We start from the raw sequence: 20,408 nt of genomic DNA on the forward strand, positions 1-20,408 counted from the left end.
CGTGTGCGGCGAACTCCGTGCACCATGTTGTTCTGAAAATCGTTAGGCTAGTAGTCACAACAACATCTATCGGGAGGCGGCGGGCAGCGTGAGTGACTCGGAAGCCACGACTTCAACAGACCGTACTGACACCAACTCGACGGCCACCATCCGCAACCCGGAAGAAAGCAGGCTCAAGGCCCTGCTGGAACCGGCTGTCCTGGCCAACCGGCTTTACCTCGAGGATGTTGCCATCCACGTTGCAGGCTCGCACCGTACCGTCCACGTCGTGGTGGACCTCCCGCAGGAAGAAACCGGGGGAGTGAGCCTGGATGCGATCGCGGACGTTTCCCGCGGCCTGTCCGACATCCTGGACAACGACCCCCAGGATGACGGGCGCCCCTATGACCTCGAGGTTTCCTCACCCGGCGTGGGCCGCCCCCTGACCGAACCCCGCCACTGGCATCGCGCCCGCGGGCGGATGGTCAAAGTCAACGTCATCCAGGGCGAGAACCTCACTGGCCGCATCGCCTCGGTGCAGGATGATGCCGTGACGCTGATCCCCGAGCATGAGGTCAAAAAGGGCATGAAGCCCAAGCAGGGTGACCCCATCACCATTCCTTTCGACAGGATCCGCCACGGAAAAGTCGAGATTGAATTCAGCCACCTCCACGAGGCCGGGCTGGCAGACGAACACAATGGACCTTCCGAGGAGGCCTAATGGATATTGATATGAGCGCACTGAGGCTCCTGGAGCGTGAGCGTGAAATCCCGCTGGACCTCCTGATCCCCACCATCGAGCAAGCCTTGCTGGTGGCCTACCACAAGACGCCCGGCGCCTTTGAGAAGGCCCGCGCCGAACTGGACCGCAAGAGCGGCCACGTCACCATTTGGGCCACCGAACTGGACGACGACGGCGAGGCCGTGGGCGAGTTCGAGGACACCCCGGCCGGCTTTGGCCGCATCGCAGCCAGCACCGCGCGCCAGATCATCCTCCAGCGGTTGCGCGATGTTGAGGATGACAACGTGCTGGGCGAATTCAAGGGCCGCGAAGGCGAGCTCGTGGCAGGCATGATCCAGCAGGGCAACAACCCGCACATGATCCAGGTCAACCTCGGCACCGTTGAGGCGCTGCTTCCGCCGCCGGAACAGGTCCCCGGCGAGAAGTACCTCCACGGCAGCCGCCTCCGCGCCTTCGTGGTGGATGTCCACCGCGGAGCCAAGGGGCCTTCCATCACCTTGTCCCGATCGCACCCCGGGCTTGTCCGCAAGCTCTTCGAAATGGAAGTTCCGGAGATCGCGGACCGCTCGGTGGAGATCGTGGCCCTGGCCCGCGAAGCCGGTCACCGCACCAAGATCGCGGTGAAGGCCAACGCTGCCGGCGTCAACGCCAAGGGTGCCTGCATCGGTGAAATGGGTTCGCGTGTCCGCGCTGTCATGACCGAACTCAACGACGAAAAGATCGACATCGTCGATTTCAGCGACGATGCCGCCACCTTCATCGCCAACTCGCTGTCGCCGTCGAGGGTGACTTCGGTCACCATCACGGACGAGGCCACACGGTCCGCCCGCGTGGTGGTCCCGGACTACCAGCTTTCACTGGCCATCGGCAAGGAAGGCCAGAACGCCCGCCTCGCGGCGAAACTGACGGGCTGGCGAATCGACATCGTCTCTGACGCCGCGCCGGCGAAGACCGACTAGGGGAGCCGGTGCGGCGCGTCTGCGCCGCGCTGGATGGACCCCCGGTTTCGGCTGTCAGGGGCAGGGGGCTAGAATAGATGGAACCGGGCTTACGTCCGGTATCCGTTCGTAGAGGGGCATGCGCAGCTGTGGGACACATCGTGGCTGAACTGCCTGAGCACGGCCATGGCCACGCGGCTGGGCCTGTTCGCACCTGTATCGGATGCCGGAAGCATGGCTCCCGGTCCGAGCTTGTCCGGCTGGTCGCCCAGGGCAGCGGTTCCCCCGTTGTCGTAGTGGATGAACGACGCCGGATGGCCGGCAGGGGTGCGTGGCTGCATCCCAACGAAAAGTGCCTGGCATTGGCGATCAAGCGGCGCGCTTTCGGAAGGGCCCTTGCGGGCGTAACCGAAACCACCGCCGTCGAACGTTTCATGTCCGGCATGCCACTTGTGGAGGCCCCGGCCGCCACGGGAAAACCGTCCAAACCTGAAAGCGGGTCAGAAATCTGATGGAAACCCGATGAGTTCCCAGCGATGAGTGCGTAACGATGACAACTTTGTTGCGCTCTGCAAAGGGCCTTTCCGCCGTGGAAGCGGCAAGGGCCCGCAGTAAGAAGTAGACGGTTCGTGCCTGGCTCGGTGCGGACCGAGACAGGAGAAATGTGGCCAAGGTCCGCGTACATGAGCTCGCCAAAGAGCTCGGTATCACTTCCAAAGATGCAGTAACCAAACTGCAGGAATTGGGCGAATTCGTTCGCTCCGCCTCTTCAACCATTGAGGCCCCCGTCGTGAAGAAGCTTCGCGACGCCTACCCGGGTGCAGGTGCCGCAAAGTCGGCAGCACCCGCCGCCCCCGCTGCAAACCGTCCCGCAGCACCGGCTCCGTCCCGTCCGGCCGCTCCGGCGCCGGGTCCGGCAACCCCGAAGGCTCCGGCCGCTTCGGCTCCGGCGGCCCCTGCAGCTCCTGCTGCTCCCGCCCCGTCGGCCCCCGCAGCACCGGCAACCCCGGCTGCTCCGGCAGCCTCCACCCCGGTGTCCGCAAAGCCCGGCGCCCGTCCTGCTCCCAAGGCAGACGCCCCGTCGCAGGGACGTTCCGGCGGCGGCCAGGCTCCGCGCCCCGGTGGTCCGCGCCCCGGAAACAACCCGTTCGCCACCTCGCAGGGCATGCCCCGCGGCCGCGGTGGCGATGGTGAGCGTCCGCCGCGTCCGGGCAACAACCCGTTTGCAACGTCCCAGGGCATGCCCCGGCCGGGCGGCCGCACTGAAGGCGAACGCCCCGGTGGTCCGCGTCCCGCGGCCGGTGCAGGCGGACCCCGCCCGGCAGCCGGTTCCGGCGGTCCGCGTCCGGGTGCTCCGCGCCCCGGTGCTCCCCGCCCGGGCGCTCCGCGTCCCGGCGGTGGCCCTGGCGGAAACCGTCCTACTCCGGGCATGATGCCCAACCGTACTGAGCGTCCGGCCCCCACGGGTGGCCGTCCCGGTGGTCCCGGCCGTCCGGGTGGTCCCGGCCGTCCGGGTGGTGCTCCTGGTGGAGGCACCGGTGGCGGAGCTCCCGCCGGCGGTGGCTTCGGCAAGGGTGGCCGCGGTCGCGGTGGCACCCAGGGCGCCTTCGGCAAGGGCGGTGCAGGCCGTGGCAAGCAGCGCAAGTCGAAGCGCGCAAAGCGCCAGGAACTGGAGCAGATGAGCGCTCCGTCGCTGGGCGGTGTGACCGTACCCCGCGGCGATGGCGAGACCATCATCCGCTTGCGCCGTGGTTCCTCCATCACCGACTTCGCCGAGAAGATCGATGCCAACCCGGCCTCGCTGGTGACCGTGCTGTTCCACCTCGGTGAAATGGCAACGGCTACCCAGTCCCTCGACGAAGACACCTTCGCACTGCTTGGTGCCGAACTCGGCTACAAGCTGCAGGTTGTCTCGCCGGAAGACGAAGAGCGCGAGCTGCTCGACTCGTTCGACATCGACCTCCAGGGCGAACTGGATGCCGAAGGCGACGACGTCCTCGAAGCGCGTCCGCCGGTAGTGACTGTCATGGGCCACGTTGACCACGGTAAGACCCGCCTCCTTGACGCCATCCGCAACTCCAACGTTGTGGCCGGCGAGCATGGTGGCATCACCCAGCACATTGGTGCTTACCAGATCAGCCACGTCCACGAAGGCACTCCGCGCGACATCACCTTCATCGATACCCCGGGTCACGAGGCGTTCACCGCCATGCGTGCCCGTGGTGCGAAGGTCACGGACATCGCGATCCTGGTGGTCGCAGCCGACGACGGCGTCATGCCGCAGACGGTTGAAGCGTTGAACCACGCCCAGGCCGCCGAGGTGCCGATTGTGGTTGCCGTGAACAAGATCGACAAGGAAGGCGCCAACCCTGACAAGGTCAAGGGCCAGCTGACCGAGTACGGCCTGGTTCCCGAGGAATACGGTGGCGACACCATGTTCGTGGAGGTCTCTGCCCGCCAGAACCTCAACATCGACGAACTGATCGAAGCCGTCCTCCTCACCGCGGACGCTGCCCTGGACCTGCGTGCCAACCCGGACAAGGACGCTCGAGGCATTGCCATCGAAGCGAACCTGGACAAGGGCCGCGGTTCCGTGGCCACCGTCCTGGTGCAGTCCGGTACCTTGGCCGTCGGCGACACGATCGTTGCCGGCACGGCCCACGGCCGTGTCCGTGCGATGTTCGACGAGAACGGCGAGGCACTCGATGTCGCCCTGCCGTCCCGCCCCGTCCAGGTCCTCGGCCTGTCCAACGTGCCGCGTGCAGGTGACACCTTCCTGGTGACGCCGGATGAGCGCACGGCCCGCCAGATCGCCGAGAAGCGTGAAGCTGCGGACCGTAACGCCGCCCTGGCCAAGCGCCGCAAGCGCATCAGCCTGGAAGACTTCGACCAGGCCGTCGCCGAAGGCAAGATCGACACCCTCAACCTCATCCTCAAGGGTGACGTTTCCGGTGCCGTGGAAGCCCTCGAAGACGCCCTGCTCAAGATCGACGTGGGAGACGACGACGTTCAGCTCCGTGTCATCCACCGCGGTGTGGGTGCCATCACGCAGAACGACGTCAACCTGGCGACGGTGGACAACGCCATCATCATCGGCTTCAACGTCAAGCCTGCCGAGCGTGTGGCCGAACTGGCCGACCGCGAAGGCGTGGACATGCGCTTCTACTCCGTCATCTACGCAGCAATCGATGACATCGAGATGGCCCTCAAGGGCATGCTCAAGCCGGAGTACGAGGAAGTCCAGCTGGGTACCGCCGAGGTCCGCGAAGTGTTCCGTTCCTCCAAGTTCGGCAACATCGCCGGCTCGATCGTCCGCACGGGCATCATCCGCCGTAACACGAAGGCACGCGTCAGCCGCGACGGCAAGGTCATCGGTGACAACCTCACCGTCGAGACCCTCAAGCGGTTCAAGGACGACGCCACCGAAGTCCGTACCGACTTCGAGTGTGGTATTGGCCTGGGTTCGTACAACGACATCTCCGAAGGCGACATCATCGAGACCTTCGAGATGCGCGAGAAGCCGCGCGTCTAGGTTCCGTTCGGAGCGGGTCCGCCAGGGTTTCCCGGCGGGCCCGTTCCGTTCCCGTTTCTACTTTCCAGGAGGAAGTCATGGCTGATCCGGCACGCGCTGCCAAGTTGGCACAACGGATCAAGGTGGTGGTTGCCGAGGCACTCGGCCGTCGGGTCAAGGACCCGCGGGTCGAGCCCATCACCGTAACCGACGCCCGCGTCACCAACGATCTCCAGCACGCCACCGTCTACTACACGGTGTTCGGCGACGAGGTTGCCCACGCGGACGCTGCGAAGGCCTTGGAGAAGGCCAAGGGTGTCCTGCGGCAGGAAGTTGGCCGCAACATCACTGTGCGGCTGACGCCCACCCTCGAATTCGTGGCCGACCAGATTCCGGTCAACGCCTCGAACCTTGAGGAACTGCTGCGCGAGGCCAAGCGCCGCGACGCCGAAGTAGCCGCCTTGGCTGCGGGGGCAAAGCACGCGGGCGAGGCCGATCCCTACAAGGGCGACTCCGCGCACGAGATCGACGAAGACGACTTCGACGAAGAGGACACCGACCTCTCCGACGACGACGACCTCGACGAGGACGCCAACCGCTAGCAAACACCGCGAACGGCCGGTTCCCGTGCAGGGAACCGGCCTTTCTGCTGCCCGGCATCGCTAAGATCGGAGCATGTCGGCTCACAGTGACCAGCAGCGGAACGAATACCTTGAACGTGCCATCGGGCTTGCCGTCCGCAACGTATCCGACGGCGGTGGGCCCTTTGGCGCCGTCGTGGTGACGCCGGATGGCGCAGTGCATGAGGGAGTGAACCGTGTCACCCGGGACAACGATCCTACGGCCCACGCGGAGGTCGTAGCGATCCGCAGGGCAGCGGCGGAGACCCGAACCTTCGATCTCAGCGGTTCGGTGCTCTATGCCAGTTGCGAACCGTGCCCGCTCTGCCTGTCCGCCACCCTATGGGCCAGGATCGGTCGCGTGTACTTTGCCGCGGACCGGCACGGTGCCGCGCGTGCGGGCTTCGACGACGCCCTGTTCTATGAATACTTCGCCGGGGAACGCCCCGAGCTGCTCCCCGTGGAGCATTCGCCTTTGGCCTCCGCCGACTCGCCTTTCGACGCGTGGCGGAGCCACGCCGGACGCACCGGCTACTGAACGCCCGACGGCGGCGTCCCGGTTCAGCAGCCCCGTGCCACTTACGCCCGGGCAGGCAGGCGGGAGACGCCGTCGAGCAGCTCCGCCTGGCTGCCGCACAAGGCAATCCTGATCCAGCCTTCGCCAATTGACCCGAAAGCCGTCCCGGGTGCGAAGGCGACGCCGGACTCGGCCAGGAAGCTGCGCACCCACGCCCGGACGTTGCCGCCGCTCACATGGGACACATCGGCCCACAGGTAGAAGGCGCCCTGGGCTCCCAGGAACGGAATTCCCTTGGCCGCAAGGATGGCCGAGGCCGCGTCGCGGTTGCCCCGGTAGTGCCTTTGCGCTTCTTCGACGTAGTCCTGCGGGCCGGTCAGAGCCGCCAGGGCCGCGTACTGGGACGGCGAAGCGACGCAGGAGACGATCGACTCCATCACGTTGTTCATGGTCTTCTCCAACCCCGGCGGACAGACCAGTGCGCCGATGCGCAGGCCCGTCAGCCCGTAGGTCTTGGACAACGTCAAAGACGTAAAGACCCTCGCCTTGCCTGGAGCGTCGCTGTCGAAGCGGGCCGGACTCACGTGCGGTACGTCGAATGTGAAGGCCTCGTAGCATTCGTCGGAGATGACCCACAGGTCATGCTTGGCAGCCAATTCCACCAACTGGCGCATCGCGTCCTCGCCGATCACCGCGCCCAGGGGGTTGGACGGCGAGTTCAGCATCAGCACCTTGGTGCGCGGCGAAATAAGTGCCTCGATGTCCTCGATATGCGGCTGGAAGTCGTTCTCCGGATACAACGGATAGCGCACGGGGACCGCATGCAGGAGGTGGCTCGTCATGGCGAAGGTGGGGTAGCCGGGGTTCGGAATCAGGATTTCGTCGCCGGGCGCAAGGAGCATGCTCATCACGAAGTGCAGGCCCTGCTGGGCGCCGTCCACCACGTAGACCCGTTCAGCGCCTACGTCCACGTGCTGTTGTGCCCGGAACCTTGCGGCGAACGCTTCGCGCAGTGCCGGGATGCCGGCGTTGGGAGTGTAGTTGGTCTCATCCCGGTCCAGGCAAGCGATTCCGGCATCCAGGACGTGCCGGGCCAGCGGAAACCCCGGTTCGCCGATGCTCAGGACAATCGCGCCGGGAGTGGACCACGCCGCCTCGGTGATTTCGCGGATCTGGTTCACGGGGACGTCGCGGACGTGCTCGGCAAGCTCAGGCATGGGAGCCATCCTAGCCACCCATATACTGGTAAGCGTGCTTTCTGGACTGGTGATCGTTGACAAACCGCAGGGATGGACCAGCCATGATGTGGTTGGACGGATGCGGCGGCTGGCCGGTACCCGGAAAGTGGGCCATGCAGGCACGCTCGACCCCATGGCTACCGGAGTCCTGGTGATCGGGATCAACAAGGCCACCCGCCTGTTGACGTACATCGTGGGCACGTCCAAGACCTACACCGCCACCATCCGGCTGGGCGAAAGCACCATCACCGACGACGCTGAAGGCGAAGTCACCGAGGCCCGCAGCGCCGCGGACATCACCGATGACGCGATCGCCTCAGGTGTAGTGGCCCTGACCGGCCCCATCCAACAGGTGCCCAGCAGCGTCAGCGCCATCAAGGTCAACGGCGAGCGTTCCTACGCCCGCGTGCGCTCCGGCGAGGAAGTAAAGCTGGCCGCCCGGCCGGTGACCATCCACCGTTTTGAGGTCCACGGCATGGAAAAGATCGACGGCGGCAGGGTAGTGGACGTCTACGTCACCGTGGAGTGCTCGTCCGGCACGTACATCCGTGCCCTGGCCCGCGACCTCGGGAACGCGCTGGGCGTGGGGGGACACCTCACAGCGCTGCGCCGCACACAGGTGGGTCCGTACGGCATCGAGCAGGCGCGGACCCTTGAACAACTGGCCGATGAGCTTGACGTGCTGGAGATGTCCGTCGCTGCACGGGCTTTGATGCCCAACCGCGACCTCACCGAGGACGAAACCACCGAGATTTCCTTTGGCCGCCGGATTGCCGCCGGACCGGGTGCCGGTTCCGCCAACGCTGCTACGGTCGAGAATCCCGCCGCAGCCTTCGCGCCGTCGGGTGAGCTTGTTGCGCTCCTCGCCGATGCCGGAAGTTTCGCCAAACCCGTCCTGGTCTTTGCTCCGGGCACGGGTCCGGGGACAAGTGCCGGAGCGGGAACCGGGACGGGCAAATAACCATGGACTGGTATTTCTACTCCATCCTGATCGTCGGGCTGGTTTCCACCATCACATGCGTAGTGGCCGGCCTGTTGAAGAAGGCTCCCAACGATGTCACCATCTTTTCGGTGCTGGCCGTCGAAGCCGCATTGCTGGTGTACCTCGTCGGCTCGATCGTCCGTGTTGCCTTGGGGGAGCAGATGGCGGGGGAGCCCTGGGAATTCTGGGGCTACCTCATCACCGCGCTCATGATCCCGCTGGGCGCCGTGTACTGGTCCATCCTCGAAAGAACCCGGTGGAGCAACTTTGTCCTGGCTGCCGTGGGCGTCACCGCCCTGGTCATGGCGGCGCGTATGAACCAGATCTGGTACTGACCTTGAAAGAAGAACACGACGTGACTGGAACCGAGACCGAAGCCTCCGGAAAGCAGAAGAAGGACACCCGCAACACGGGTCCGGGCCGTTTGCTGATCGCGGTCTACGCCGTCTTTGCCCTCTCGGCCACGGCCCGCGCCGGGTACCAGATCGCCACCAAGTTCTCCGAGGCCCCCTTGGCGCACATCCTTTCGGCCTTCGCCGCCCTGGTGTACATCGTGGCCACCATTTCTCTGGCCAAGCCCGGACGGACCTGGTTCAAGGTGTCCTTGACCGCCGTGCTGGTGGAACTCGTGGGCGTCCTGGTGGTGGGGGCCGTGAGCCTCTTCGATCCGGTGGCGTTCCCGCACGATACTGTGTGGTCCCTCTTTGGCCGCGGCTACGGTTTCGTCCCCCTGGTCCTCCCTGTGCTGGGCCTGCTCTGGCTGAACCGCCGCCGGCCCTCCTGATCCGCGGCCGTCCCTCAGCAGTGGGGCATTGCGGGTAACCTTAGAATGTTCCGGCGCCGGATGGTTGCCGGGTGCAACGAAAATCAGCAGTAAAAGGCGAGGTTGATGGTCCACATCTGGAACGATCCCACTGAAGTCCCCGCGGACTTCGGACCGACTGTCGTCACCATCGGCAACTTTGACGGCGTCCATCGGGGACACCAGCACGTACTCGCCCAACTGACCCGGACGGCCAGGCGCCACGGCATTCCTGCCGTCGCTGTCACGTTCGATCCCCATCCGGCACAGGTGCACCGGCCTGAGTCCGCGCCCGAGCTCATCATGGGCCTCCAGGACAAGCTCGACGCCCTTGGATCCACGGGTGTGGATGCCGTCCTGGTCATGAAGTACACGCTTGACCTTGCGGCCATGACGCCCTTGGAATTCGTCCGGGACATCCTGGTGGACGGCCTCCGCGCAGCCCACGTGGTGGTGGGGCACGATCTCCGCTTCGGTGCGGGCAACGTGGGCGACGTGGACACCATGCAGGAACTCGGCGACGAGTTGGGCTTCAGCGTACAGGTGGTCAACGAGTTCGGCGCGGGAGGCTTCCCGGTGCATCACGACGGCGATGCCGACCGCCGTTGTTCTTCCACCTGGGTGCGTGATGCCTTGGCCGAAGGCGACGTCGTCACGGCGGCCGCTGTGCTGGGCCGGCCGCACCGCATGCGCGGCGAAGTGGTCCATGGTGCCGCCCGTGGCCGTGACCTTGGCTTCCCCACGGCCAACCTGGCCCACGATTCCACCGGCTACGTACCCGCTGACGGGATCTACGCAGGGTGGCTGATCGACCAGGCAGGCACCCGGTGGCCGGCCGCGATTTCCGTAGGTTCCAACCCCACCTTCGACGGCGTGAGCCGGCAGGTGGAGGCCCACGTGATAGATCGTCCACACGAGAAAGTGGAGGATTTCAACCTCTACGGACAGACCGTGGCAGTGGAATTCACCCAGCGACTGCGCGGCATGGTGGCCTACCGGGGGCCGGAGGCGCTGGTGGAACAGATGAACCTCGACGTTGCCCAGGCCCACGAGCTTCTGGCCCAACGCTAGCGCTTTCGACAACACCGCTTACCTGCCGGTAAACTGATGAATGGTTCCGGCCGCAGTCCGTGGCAGCTGGACCTGTTTTTATGTGCGGTGACGCACTGGAAGCAACCCGTCAGCGAGGCGCTGCATCGGGAAGCACGGCACAACTCTAGGAGTTCACGTGGCACTTGACGCCGCTGTAAAGCAGTCCATCATCAAGGAATACGCAACCTCTGAAGGCGACACCGGTTCGCCCGAGGTACAGGTTGCAGTCCTGACCCAGCGGATCAAGGATCTGACTGAGCACATGAAGGCGCACAAGCACGACTTCCACACCCAGCGCGGCCTGCTCGCACTGGTTGGTCGCCGCAAGCGCATGCTTTCCTACCTGAAGGACACCGACATCGCCCGCTACCGTTCGCTCATCGAGCGTCTCGGCCTGCGCCGCTAGTCTGCCTTTCGGGCGGCCCGGTCCCTTGCGGAACGGGCCGCCTTCTTCAACAACTAAAAACAGGAATCAACCGCATCGCGCATTCGCGGTCCTCGGTAGTGATTCCCGGGATGGGCACCGGAGACGGTGCAGCCCGTGGGTCTCGATCGATGACCGGGTGTAGTACAGGCCAGTAATAAAGAAGGGGCCTGGGTTGATGCGGCGGACTTCCGCTAACAGAAACGGAGGTGACTCTCATGGAGGGTCCCGAAATCCAGTTCTCCGAAGCGATCATTGACAACGGCCGTTTCGGCAAGCGCGTCATCCGCTTCGAAACCGGCCGCCTTGCAAAGCAGGCCGCCGGCGCTTCGATGGTCTACATCGATGACGACACCGCACTCCTCTCCGCCACCACCGCGGGCAAGCAGCCGCGTGAAGGCTTCGACTTCTTCCCGCTGACGGTCGACGTCGAAGAGCGCATGTACGCCGCGGGCCGCATCCCGGGCTCGTTCTTCCGCCGCGAAGGCCGTCCGTCCACCGAGGCCATCCTGGCTTGCCGCCTCATGGACCGCCCGCTGCGCCCGGCCTTCGTCAAGGGCCTCCGCAACGAAGTCCAGATCGTCGTCACCGTCCTGGCCATCAACCCGGACGAGCTCTACGACGTCGTTGCCATCAACGCATCCTCCATGTCCACGCAGCTTTCCGGCCTGCCGTTCTCCGGCCCGATCGGTGGCGTGCGCGTTGCCCTCATCGCCGACGAGCAGGGTTCGCAGTGGGTGGCCTTCCCCAAGCACTCGCAGCTTGAGAACGCTGTCTTCAACATGGTTGTCGCCGGCCGCATCGCAGGCGACGACGTCGCGATCATGATGGTCGAAGCCGAAGCCACGGACAACTCCTGGAACCTCATCAAGGAACAGGGCGCAACCGCTCCCACCGAAGAGGTTGTTTCCGAGGGCCTCGAGGCTGCCAAGCCGTTCATCAAGGCTTTGTGCGAGGCACAGGCCGACCTGGCTGCACGCGCCGCCAAGCCCACCGTGGAGTTCCCCGTCTTCCTCGACTACCAGGATGACGCCTACGCCGCTGTGGAAGCTGCCGCCGCCGACAAGCTGGCTGCCGTCTTCCAGATCGCCGACAAGCAGGATCGCGACAACGCCTCGGACGAGCTCAAGGATGAAGTCCTCGGCGCACTCGCCGCAGATTTCGAAGGCCGCGAGAAGGAGCTTTCCGCTGCTTTCCGTTCGGTCACCAAGCACGTTGTGCGCCAGCGGATCCTCAAGGACCAAATCCGCATCGACGGCCGTGGCCTGACGGACATCCGCCAGCTGACAGCCGAGGTGGAGGTCCTTCCCCGCGTTCACGGTTCGGCCATCTTCGAACGCGGCGAGACCCAGATCATGGGTGTCACCACGCTGAACATGCTCAAGATGGAGCAGCAGATCGATTCGTTGTCGCCGGTTACGCGCAAGCGCTACATGCACAACTACAACTTCCCGCCGTACTCCACCGGTGAGACGGGCCGCGTTGGCTCCCCGAAGCGCCGCGAAATCGGCCACGGTGCCCTCGCTGAGCGCGCCCTGGTTCCGGTCCTGCCCACCCGCGAAGAGTTCCCCTACGCCATCCGCCAGGTCTCCGAGGCACTGGGCTCCAACGGCTCCACCTCCATGGGCTCGGTCTGCGCCTCCACCCTGTCCATGCTCAACGCAGGTGTGCCCCTGAAGGCCGCTGTTGCCGGTATCGCCATGGGCCTGGTTTCCGACCAGGTTGACGGCCAGACCCGCTACGCAGCACTGACGGACATCCTCGGCGCCGAAGACGCCTTCGGCGACATGGACTTCAAGGTTGCCGGTACGTCCGAGTTCGTCACGGCCATCCAGCTGGACACCAAGCTCGACGGCATCCCCGCTTCCGTGCTGGCAGCAGCCCTGAAGCAGGCCCGCGAAGCCCGCCTCCACATCCTCGAGGTCATCAACGCAGCGATCGACACCCCGGACGAGCTCTCCGAGTTCGCACCGCGCGTCATCGCAGTGAAGATCCCCGTTGACAAGATCGGCGAGGTCATTGGCCCCAAGGGCAAGATGATCAACCAGATCCAGGAAGACACCGGCGCGGACATCTCCATCGAAGATGACGGCACCGTGTACATCGGCGCCACCAACGGTCCTTCCGCAGACGCTGCGCGTTCGGCCATCAACGCCATCGCCAACCCGCAGGTTCCGGAAATCGGCGAGCGCTACCTGGGTACGGTCGTCAAGACCACCACCTTCGGCGCTTTCGTTTCCCTGACCCCGGGCAAGGACGGCCTGCTGCACATCTCCGAACTCCGCAAGCTGGCCAACGGCAAGCGCGTGGACAACGTGGAGGACGTCGTTTCCGTGGGCCAAAAGGTCCAGGTTGAGATCACCAAGATCGACGACCGTGGCAAGCTGTCCCTCTCCCCGGTTGTTGCCGAGGAAGAAGGCGCTTCCGAGGACGCTCCGGCCGAGGCCGCTGAGGCATCCGCAGAGTAGTCTGCAAAGCAGTACCCTGAAGGGGCCGGTGGGCTTAAAGGTCCACCGGCCCTTCCGGCTTATCTGAAAGGTTTGAATGACTGTCGTACCCCTGCCCCTGCAGCAGACGCTTCCCGGCGGCGAATTGATCCATGGCGCCGAGGGCGGTTCCGTCGTGCGGCGCTCGGTCCTTCCCGGCGGCGTGCGTGTCCTCACGGAAGCGATGCCGGGGCAGCGTTCGGCCACGATCGGTTTTTGGGTGGCAGTAGGTTCGCGGGATGAGGCCGAGGGCCAGCATGGCTCCACCCACTTCCTGGAGCACCTTCTGTTCAAGGGGACCAAGCGCCGCACCGCCCTGGAAATCGCCTCGGCCTTCGACGAAGTTGGCGGCGAATCCAACGCGGCGACGGCCAAGGAAAGCACGTGCTACTTCGCGCGGGTCCTGGACACCGACCTGCCGATGGCCATCGACGTGATCGCGGACATGATCACCGGTGCCGTCCTGGATCCTGCCGAACTCGAGCAGGAACGGGACGTCATCCTCGAGGAAATCGCCATGGACAGCGACGACCCCACGGATGTGGCCCACGAGAAGTTCGTGGCAGCGGTCCTGGGCAACCACCCGTTGGCCCGTCCCATAGGTGGAACCCCGGACGCCATCAAGGCCGTGGCCAGGGACTCGGTGTGGGCGCACTACCAGCGGTATTACCGCCCCGAAGAACTCGTCATTACGGCAGCCGGTGGCTTGGACCACGACGTCGTTTGCGAGCTGGTGCAGAAAGCACTCGAATCGGCGGGCTGGGAGCTGGACACCGCAGCCGCTCCCGTGGACCGCCGCGCCACGGATCGCGCCGTCATCACCGGGACTGCCGGCCTCCACGTGGTCAAGCGTCCCGTGGAGCAGGCCAACATCATCATGGGCTGCCCCACGATCGTGGCCACCGATGACCGGCGGTTCGTGATGAGCGTGCTCAATGCCGTCCTTGGCGGCGGAATGTCCTCGCGCCTGTTCCAGGAAATCAGGGAGAAGCGCGGACTCGTCTACTCCACCTATTCCTTCACGGCTGCCTATGCCGATGCTGGCTACTTCGGCATGTACGCCGGCTGCACACCGTCCAAGGTCACCCAGGTCCTGGAACTCCTGGGCGTGGAACTGGATAAATTGGCTGCCGATGGAATCACGGAAGAAGAATTGCGCAAGGCCGTAGGCCAGCTCAGTGGAGGGATAGTCCTGGCCCTGGAAGACACCGGCTCCCGGATGTCCCGCCTGGGCCGGGCTGAACTGGTCTCCGGAGAATTCCAGGACATTGACGAGACCCTGGACCGGATCAAGGCCGTCACGGTGGATGAAGTGCAGGAACTCGCCCGCGAACTCGCCGCAGCTCCCCGGACCATCACCGTCGTCGGGCCTTTCGAAGAGAACGAGACCTTCGGCCTCCAGGCCGTGTGACCCTCTGGACTCAGGACTTCCGGCAAGGCAGCATGATCACACGATCATGCTGCCTTGTCCTTTAGGGCCGAGTACTTTAAGGCCGAACGTTGGAGTCGCCATGGACCAGCCATCCCGGGATCATCCGGACGCCGGACGCGCTGCTGGACTGCTGCGCCCGTTCATCGGGCATTGGCGCGGACTGACCGAGATTGCGTCTTCGCCCTGGGGTCCGGCGCGCACTGCGGAAGCCGAGGTGGTTTTCACCGTGGCAGCCGGGGGACATGCGGTGGTGCAGAGCTACCGCCATCGGGAACCCGATGGCACCCACCTGGAGGGGCACGGCATGTTCACGGTGGACCCAAGCCACGGTGGCACGTTGTGGTACTACGTGGACAGCATGGGCCGGCCGCCCGCGGCGCCCGTGCGGGGACTGTGGTCAGCGGGCGTGTTGACCTTGGAACGCAGGACGGACGACGGCGTGGCCCGCCACACCTTCCGCATCGAGGACGATGTCCTGGTGCACACCGCGGAGCTCCGGCTGGAAGCGAAGCGAGGGGAGGGCAGGCCCGCATTCAGGCCGCTGTTGAAAAGCGTCTTCCGGAGGGACTGAGCCTCAGCCGCCTGCAAAGGGGGGCAGGACATCAATGATGTCATCGGCGCCCAGCGGCACCGCATGGTCCCGGACAGCCACTTCGTTGCGCAGGAAGCTGCTGCGCGCCACAACCCGGGACAATGACGGAGTGCCTTCCGGCGGCCGCGGACGTTCGACGGCGAGTGCCGCTTCCAGCAGTGCCTCCAGACTGGTGCCTTCCGGCAGTTCGTGGATTTCTTCTTCGAGTCCCGCTGCCGCGCGTGCGGCCGCGAAGTAACGGACGAGCAAGGGTTCAGCCTCCGATTGCACTCATGCTGCGGTCCGGCTGCACGAAGTCGGGTGCACCCAGTCCGGTGTGGTCCATGCCGTGGGCCTTTGGTTTGACCCACATGGCGTCCTGCCAACGTTCCGCGAGCTGTTGGTCCGTGGCGCCCTGGCGGAGGAGGCCCAGCAGGTCGAACTCTTCGTGGGAGAACAGGCAGCTCATGATCTTGCCTTCGGCGGTGATGCGGGTGCGCCGGCAGTCGGCGCAGAAGGGCTCCGTGACCGAGGCGATGATACCTACGGTGCCCAGGACCGGACCGGTGGCTTCACCGGAAGCCGCGTCCCGGCGTCGTACTTCAAAACGCTCGGCAGGCGCGCCGTCGCGTTCGCGGGGATCGGCACTGAGCACGAAGCGCTCGGACATCAACCCGCGGATCTCGACCGCCGTGATCATGTTGCGCCGGGTCCAGCCGTGGTCCGCGTCCAAGGGCATCTGCTCGATGAACCGCAGCTCGTAGCCGCGGTCCAGGGCCCAGGCGAGGAGGTCCGGGGATTCGGCGTCGTTGATTCCCCGCATCAGCACGGCGTTCAGCTTCACCGGTCCCAGGCCCGCTGCCCAGGCGGCATCCACGCCGGCCAGGACCCGGTCCAGGAAAGGCCGGCGCGTCAGTTTGGTGAACGTTTCCTCGTGCAGGGAATCGAGGGAGACATTGATGCGGGTCAGGCCGGCGGCCTTCAGTGCTTTGGCCTTCTTGTCGAGGCCAACACCATTGGTGGTCATCGAGATGGGCAGGTCCGGATGCCCGCTGCGCAAGGCCGTGATGATCTCCACGAGGTCCGCTCGGACCAGGGGCTCGCCGCCCGTAAGCCGCAGTTCCCGCACGCCCAAGGCTTCTACGCCCACGCGGACAATGCGGACGATCTCATCCTTGGTCATGACGGCCTGCTTGGAAAGCCACTCCAGGCCCTCCGCGGGCATGCAGTAGGTGCACCTCAGGTTGCATTTGTCGGTCAGGGACAACCGCATGTCAGTGGCACGGCGGCCGTAGCGGTCCCAGAGCCCGGCAGGCGTGCCGGCCGGACGCGGCGGCGGTACCGGACCCGCGCCGTTCCCTCCGGGAAGCGGCGGCATCCCCAGCTGAACACTCATATATCAAGGCTACGGCAAGCGGACGTGATCCGTGACACCGGCCACTTCGCAGTCCACGCATTGGACCTGTCCGCGCAGTCATATCCGGCTGGTACAGCCAGTTCTTACGGAATCCGTACGCTTGCCGTCCGCGGCCCGGATTCGGGTGCTGCGCCCGGGCAGCGAACCTATGCTGAAAGCGTGACCATGCAATCGGCAGCACCAGCGGCGGAAACCGGAAACCGCCGCATCCTCCTGGTGGAGGATGAAGAGACCATCGCCGGAGTGGTCCGTGACTATCTGTTGAAAGCAGGCTTCCAGGTTGATATCGCCGGGGACGGCTTCACGGCCCTCAAGCTCGCGGCGGGCCGGCAGCCGGACCTGGTCATCCTCGACCGGATGCTGCCTGGGCTCGACGGCGTGGAAGTCTGCCGCCGGCTGCGTTTGAGCATGAGCGTGCCCGTCATCATGGTGACGGCCCTCGGCACTGAAGACGACCGGATACTGGGCCTGGAAATGGGAGCGGACGACTACGTGACCAAGCCGTTTTCGCCGCGTGAGCTCGTTCTCCGCGTGAAATCAGTGCTTCGCCGAAGCGTCAAGGAGTACGCGCCCGAACCCACCGTGGAGCTGGCCGGGTTCGTCCTGGACCCGGCATCCCGAACGGTCACCCACCACGGGACACCCTTGACGTTGACCGTGCGGGAATTCGATCTCCTGGCGTTCCTGCTCCGGAGGCCCAACCAGGTCTTCAGCCGTGAGGAGCTCATCAAGGCTGTTTGGGGGTGGGACTTCGGGGACCTCTCCACGGTGACGGTCCATGTGCGCCGGCTCCGCGAAAAGATCGAGGACAACCCCACCAAACCCGAACTGCTCAAGACGGTGTGGGGCGTCGGCTACCGCTTCGATTCAGGAGACGGCCTTGCAGGGCAATGAACTGGCCACCATCCTCGCATGGGTGCTTCTCTGGGCCGTGGTGATCGGCACGGCCACCCTGTTCCTGCTCCGCGCCCTGCGGCGGGCCTCGGTCCTGGCACAGATTTGCCTGGTGGTGGTGGCAACCGTCGCCGTGCTTGTGGCGGGCATGGTCAGCGTCTTCAATGCCATGTTCATCTCCGCCCGGGACCTCGAAGTCATGTGGTACATCCTTGCCATGGCCTCCGTGGTCGCGGTGACGTTGTCCCTCATGCTGGGCGCCGGGGTGTCACGGAACGCCGCCCGGCTGGTGGACGCCGCCCGCAGGCTGGGCCGTGGGGAAACCCTGGAGGCCGCGGACAGCCAGCACAAGGCCGCCCCCGCCATGACGTCCGAGCTGGCCGGACTCGCGCAGGAACTGGAGGCCAGCAGCAGGCGCCTGGCGGAGTCACGGGAACGCGAAGCCGCGATCGAGACCGCCCGCCGGGAACTGGTCTCCTGGATTTCCCACGATCTGCGGACTCCGCTGGCCAGCATGCGCGCCATGACAGAGGCCCTGGAAGACGGCATGGCCTCGGACGTTTCCGCCTACTACCGGAAGATCATCGGCCAAACCGAGCAGATGACTGCCATGGTCAACGACCTCCTCGAGTTGTCGAAAATCCAGGCCGGCTCGCTGCAGTTGCGTGCCGAGCCCCTGGACCTCTACGACCTCGTGAGTGATGCCTTGTCCGATGTAGCTCCCTTGGCGGCGAAACGCGGCATCACGCTGGACGGCGGTGGCGACCGGGAATGCATGGCAGTCGCTGACGGTCCAAGCGTGGCAAGGGCGCTCCGGAACGTCCTGCTGAACGCCATCATCTACAGCAAGCCTGATACCGACGTGCATGTGACCGTGGGCCGGGACGATGGCCACGCGGTGGTTGCCGTGCAGGACCGTTGCGGGGGAATCCCGGCCGAAGACCTGCCGCACCTGTTCGAGACCGGTTGGCAGAAGGACCCCGCCCGGGGGAGCGCAGCCGGACGGCAGGGGAGTTACAGCGGGGCCGGGATTGGTTTGAGCATGGTGGCAGGGATCGTGAAAGCCCACGGAGGCCGTGTCAGCGTGGAAAACGTCGACGGCGGTTGCCGCTTTGCGCTCTCACTGCCGGCAGGCGGAGGTACTGCAGCGAACAATGTCCAGGGAGGGACTTCATGAGCAGAAGGGCCGGAAGCTGGGCAGCCGGGGCAGGAGTTGTTGCCGGTGCCGCCGGGATCGCCGCAGGGGAGCTCACTGCAGGCTTGCTGAGTCCGTTGGTCTCGCCGGTCACTGCACTGGGCGGCGCGGTGATCGATGCCGTTCCCCCGGGAGTGAAGGACTTTGTGATTCAGCTTTTCGGAACGGCAGACAAGATTGTGCTGGTTGCCTCGATTGTGCTCGTGGCTGCAGTCCTTGCCGCCGTAGCAGGCGTGCTGGAACGCCGTCGGAAGGGCCTGGGACTGGCCTTGGCCGGCCTCGCGGGCATCGCCGGGCTCACGGCCGTCCTGACGCGGGCCCAATCCACGCCGCAAGCCGGGTTTGCCCCGATCGTTGCCGCCGTGGTGACCATGGTGTTGCTCCGGACGCTCGTGCGGCGGCTGGTGGAATGGGCTCCGACGGAGGACCCGAAGGAGCCTGCCGGCGAGCCGGGACCGCTGGCGCGCCGCAGCTTCCTCAATGCCATGGCCGTGACCTCCATAGCCGCTGCCGTGGCCGGCGTCGTCACAGTGGTCCTCACCCGGGCCGCCGCGGTCGCCTCGGGCTTCCGTGATTCGCTGACGCTGCCGTCCGCCGTGACCGCACCGCAGCCGGTCCCCGCTGGAGCCTCCCTGGCCGTTGACGGCATCAGCCCCTTGGTTACCCCCAACCAGGACTTCTACCGGATCGACACTGCCTTGACCGTTCCGGCCATTGATCCACCGTCCTGGAAGCTTAAAGTGACGGGAATGGTGGAACGGGAAGTCGAGATCGATTTCGCCACGCTGCTCACCAAACCCATGACGGCCCGGCACATCACCATCGCGTGCGTCTCCAACGAGGTGGGCGGAGAGTTGATCGGCAACGCACTGTGGCTCGGCTGGCCGGTCCGTGAACTCCTGGCCATGGCAGGCCCCCAACCCGGAGCGGACATGGTGCTCTCCACGAGCAATGACGGGTGGACCGCAAGCACGCCGCTCGAAGCCCTCACCGATGACCGGGACGCCTTGCTGGCCGTGGGCATGAACGGGGAGCCGCTGCCCTTGGAGCACGGCTTCCCCGTCCGCATGATCGTGCCGGGACTCTACGGGTTCGTTTCGGCCACCAAGTGGCTCACCGAACTCAAAGTGACCCGTTTCGCCGACGACACCGCGTACTGGTCGACGCGCGGTTGGAGCGACCACGGGCCCATCAAGACGCAATCACGGATCGACGTACCCCGCAGTGGCCGGACGGCCAAGGCAGGAACAGTCCGGTTTGGCGGCGTAGCGTGGGCGCAACATCGTGGGATCAGCCGCGTGGAGCTGCGCGTCAACAGGGGAGCCTGGCAACAGGCCACGCTGGCAGCCGGGATCTCCAACGACACGTGGTACCAGTGGCAACTGGGAATCGACCTGGCGCAAGGAGACTACGAGGTCCAGGTCCGGGCCACCGACGTGACCGGAGAGCCCCAAAGCGAAAACCGGGCCCCCGTGGCCCCCGACGGAGCCACCGGCTACCACACGATCAACCTGAAGGTGGCTTGAGGCCCTACTCTGGGTAGGTCCGGACAACTCCGGATCCCAAGC

General features: G+C 65.4%; 21 protein-coding genes. 17 read left to right on the forward strand and 4 right to left on the reverse strand.

The genetic code is table 11. The annotated features are described in order from the left end of the window. Nucleotides 1–88: 88 nt before the first annotated feature. Together rimP and nusA are read left to right on the forward strand one after the other, a co-directional pair. Complete coding sequence (gene rimP, locus ACH488_RS10235; protein WP_397323981.1) at nt 89–700, forward strand: ribosome maturation factor RimP; 612 nt, start codon at nt 89–91, stop codon at nt 698–700. After that, nucleotides 700–1,680, forward strand: a complete 981-nt coding sequence (gene nusA, locus ACH488_RS10240) for a transcription termination factor NusA (protein WP_397323982.1) — start codon at nt 700–702, stop codon at nt 1,678–1,680. Before rimP ends, nusA begins: the two co-directional genes overlap by 1 nt. Nucleotides 1,681–1,769: 89 nt before the next feature. Here nusA and ACH488_RS10245 read toward each other — a convergent pair whose 3' ends face one another. Then, nucleotides 1,770–2,000: a hypothetical protein gene (locus ACH488_RS10245; protein WP_397324086.1), complete on the reverse strand. Its 231-nt coding sequence runs from the start codon at nt 1,998–2,000 to the stop codon at nt 1,770–1,772. Here ACH488_RS10245 and ACH488_RS10250 point away from each other — a divergent pair. The 4 genes from ACH488_RS10250 to ACH488_RS10265 all read left to right on the forward strand — a co-directional run bounded on the left by ACH488_RS10250 (nt 1,920) and on the right by ACH488_RS10265 (nt 6,328). Beyond that, the gene (locus ACH488_RS10250) at nt 1,920–2,171 is read left to right on the forward strand and encodes a YlxR family protein (RefSeq protein ID WP_397324082.1); all 252 of its coding nucleotides are present in this window, start codon (nt 1,920–1,922) and stop codon (nt 2,169–2,171) included. The two genes, ACH488_RS10245 and ACH488_RS10250, sit on opposite strands and share 81 nt — an antisense overlap. 152 nt (nt 2,172–2,323) lie before the next feature. Further along, complete coding sequence (gene infB / locus ACH488_RS10255) at nt 2,324–5,191, forward strand: translation initiation factor IF-2 (RefSeq protein ID WP_397323984.1); 2,868 nt, start codon at nt 2,324–2,326, stop codon at nt 5,189–5,191. 77 nt (nt 5,192–5,268) lie between these two features. Further along, nucleotides 5,269–5,772: a 30S ribosome-binding factor RbfA gene (gene rbfA / locus ACH488_RS10260; RefSeq protein WP_397323985.1), complete on the forward strand. Its 504-nt coding sequence runs from the start codon at nt 5,269–5,271 to the stop codon at nt 5,770–5,772. A 73-nt stretch (nt 5,773–5,845) separates the two neighbouring features. Then, nucleotides 5,846–6,328 (forward strand): nucleoside deaminase, encoded by a 483-nt coding sequence (locus ACH488_RS10265; RefSeq protein ID WP_397323986.1) that lies wholly within the window; start codon nt 5,846–5,848, stop codon nt 6,326–6,328. A 41-nt stretch (nt 6,329–6,369) separates the two neighbouring features. On the opposite strand, the gene ACH488_RS10270 is transcribed toward ACH488_RS10265, so the two are convergent. Further along, nucleotides 6,370–7,524, reverse strand: coding sequence for a pyridoxal phosphate-dependent aminotransferase (locus ACH488_RS10270; RefSeq protein ID WP_397323987.1), 1,155 nt, complete (start codon nt 7,522–7,524; stop codon nt 6,370–6,372). 34 nt (nt 7,525–7,558) lie between these two features. Here ACH488_RS10270 and truB point away from each other — a divergent pair, with 34 nt between their 5' ends. From truB to ACH488_RS10310, 8 genes are all read left to right on the forward strand, one after another. Continuing rightward, complete coding sequence (gene truB / locus ACH488_RS10275) at nt 7,559–8,506, forward strand: tRNA pseudouridine(55) synthase TruB (RefSeq protein ID WP_397323988.1); 948 nt, start codon at nt 7,559–7,561, stop codon at nt 8,504–8,506. A 2-nt stretch (nt 8,507–8,508) separates the two neighbouring features. After that, the gene (locus tag ACH488_RS10280; RefSeq protein ID WP_397323990.1) at nt 8,509–8,862 is read left to right on the forward strand and encodes a hypothetical protein; all 354 of its coding nucleotides are present in this window, start codon (nt 8,509–8,511) and stop codon (nt 8,860–8,862) included. Between the two features lie 2 nt (nt 8,863–8,864). Continuing rightward, on the forward strand, nt 8,865–9,311 hold the full coding sequence (locus tag ACH488_RS10285) for a hypothetical protein (protein WP_397323991.1): 447 nt from the start codon (nt 8,865–8,867) through the stop codon (nt 9,309–9,311). Between the two features lie 105 nt (nt 9,312–9,416). Continuing rightward, a complete protein-coding gene (locus tag ACH488_RS10290) occupies nt 9,417–10,400 on the forward strand; it encodes a bifunctional riboflavin kinase/FAD synthetase (protein WP_397323993.1) in 984 nt (327 codons plus the stop codon). Nucleotides 10,401–10,557: 157 nt separating this feature from the next. Then, nucleotides 10,558–10,827 (forward strand): 30S ribosomal protein S15, encoded by a 270-nt coding sequence (gene rpsO / locus ACH488_RS10295; protein ID WP_387433932.1) that lies wholly within the window; start codon nt 10,558–10,560, stop codon nt 10,825–10,827. A gap of 236 nt (nt 10,828–11,063) precedes the next feature. Then, a complete protein-coding gene (locus ACH488_RS10300) occupies nt 11,064–13,313 on the forward strand; it encodes a polyribonucleotide nucleotidyltransferase (protein WP_397323994.1) in 2,250 nt (749 codons plus the stop codon). Between the two features lie 76 nt (nt 13,314–13,389). After that, entirely contained in the window at nt 13,390–14,742 is a 1,353-nt protein-coding gene (locus ACH488_RS10305) for a M16 family metallopeptidase (protein WP_397323995.1), read from the forward strand. A 100-nt stretch (nt 14,743–14,842) separates the two neighbouring features. Beyond that, the gene (locus tag ACH488_RS10310; RefSeq protein ID WP_397323996.1) at nt 14,843–15,334 is read left to right on the forward strand and encodes a DUF1579 domain-containing protein; all 492 of its coding nucleotides are present in this window, start codon (nt 14,843–14,845) and stop codon (nt 15,332–15,334) included. A 3-nt stretch (nt 15,335–15,337) separates the two neighbouring features. Here the strand turns inward: ACH488_RS10310 and ACH488_RS10315 are convergent, their stop codons facing one another. Further along, nucleotides 15,338–15,604 (reverse strand): MoaD/ThiS family protein, encoded by a 267-nt coding sequence (locus ACH488_RS10315; protein ID WP_397323998.1) that lies wholly within the window; start codon nt 15,602–15,604, stop codon nt 15,338–15,340. Between the two features lie 4 nt (nt 15,605–15,608). Beyond that, complete coding sequence (gene moaA / locus ACH488_RS10320; protein WP_397323999.1) at nt 15,609–16,730, reverse strand: GTP 3',8-cyclase MoaA; 1,122 nt, start codon at nt 16,728–16,730, stop codon at nt 15,609–15,611. Nucleotides 16,731–16,916: 186 nt separating this feature from the next. On the opposite strand from moaA, the gene ACH488_RS10325 reads away from it, so the two are divergent. Genes ACH488_RS10325 through ACH488_RS10335 form a run of 3 tightly spaced genes read left to right on the forward strand, consistent with a single transcriptional unit; the run spans nt 16,917 to nt 20,366 of the window. After that, a complete protein-coding gene (locus ACH488_RS10325) occupies nt 16,917–17,645 on the forward strand; it encodes a response regulator transcription factor (RefSeq protein WP_397324083.1) in 729 nt (242 codons plus the stop codon). Further along, nucleotides 17,632–18,822 carry a sensor histidine kinase gene (locus ACH488_RS10330; protein ID WP_397324000.1) on the forward strand — a complete coding sequence of 397 codons (1,191 nt, stop codon included), beginning with the start codon at nt 17,632–17,634 and terminating at the stop codon, nt 18,820–18,822. The genes ACH488_RS10325 and ACH488_RS10330 overlap by 14 nt, the downstream gene beginning before the upstream one ends. After that, nucleotides 18,819–20,366 carry a molybdopterin-dependent oxidoreductase gene (locus tag ACH488_RS10335; RefSeq protein WP_397324002.1) on the forward strand — a complete coding sequence of 516 codons (1,548 nt, stop codon included), beginning with the start codon at nt 18,819–18,821 and terminating at the stop codon, nt 20,364–20,366. The genes ACH488_RS10330 and ACH488_RS10335 overlap by 4 nt, the downstream gene beginning before the upstream one ends. Nucleotides 20,367–20,408 lie beyond the last annotated feature (42 nt).

It is taken from the genome of Paenarthrobacter sp. NPDC018779 (genome assembly GCF_044391085.1).
Classification (GTDB): domain Bacteria; phylum Actinomycetota; class Actinomycetes; order Actinomycetales; family Micrococcaceae; genus Arthrobacter.

Coding starts and splice junctions, on each gene's coding strand:
- nusA (WP_397323982.1), top strand. CDS start 700: ATGGATATTGATATGAGCGCACTGAGGCTCCTGGAGCGTGAGCGTGAA.
- ACH488_RS10245 (WP_397324086.1), bottom strand. CDS start 2,000: ATGCAGCCACGCACCCCTGCCGGCCATCCGGCGTCGTTCATCCACTAC.
- rbfA (WP_397323985.1), top strand. CDS start 5,269: ATGGCTGATCCGGCACGCGCTGCCAAGTTGGCACAACGGATCAAGGTG.
- ACH488_RS10265 (WP_397323986.1), top strand. CDS start 5,846: ATGTCGGCTCACAGTGACCAGCAGCGGAACGAATACCTTGAACGTGCC.
- ACH488_RS10270 (WP_397323987.1), bottom strand. CDS start 7,524: ATGCCTGAGCTTGCCGAGCACGTCCGCGACGTCCCCGTGAACCAGATC.
- ACH488_RS10280 (WP_397323990.1), top strand. CDS start 8,509: ATGGACTGGTATTTCTACTCCATCCTGATCGTCGGGCTGGTTTCCACC.
- ACH488_RS10290 (WP_397323993.1), top strand. CDS start 9,417: ATGGTCCACATCTGGAACGATCCCACTGAAGTCCCCGCGGACTTCGGA.
- ACH488_RS10300 (WP_397323994.1), top strand. CDS start 11,064: ATGGAGGGTCCCGAAATCCAGTTCTCCGAAGCGATCATTGACAACGGC.
- ACH488_RS10305 (WP_397323995.1), top strand. CDS start 13,390: ATGACTGTCGTACCCCTGCCCCTGCAGCAGACGCTTCCCGGCGGCGAA.
- ACH488_RS10310 (WP_397323996.1), top strand. CDS start 14,843: ATGGACCAGCCATCCCGGGATCATCCGGACGCCGGACGCGCTGCTGGA.
- moaA (WP_397323999.1), bottom strand. CDS start 16,730: ATGAGTGTTCAGCTGGGGATGCCGCCGCTTCCCGGAGGGAACGGCGCG.
- ACH488_RS10325 (WP_397324083.1), top strand. CDS start 16,917: ATGCAATCGGCAGCACCAGCGGCGGAAACCGGAAACCGCCGCATCCTC.
- ACH488_RS10335 (WP_397324002.1), top strand. CDS start 18,819: ATGAGCAGAAGGGCCGGAAGCTGGGCAGCCGGGGCAGGAGTTGTTGCC.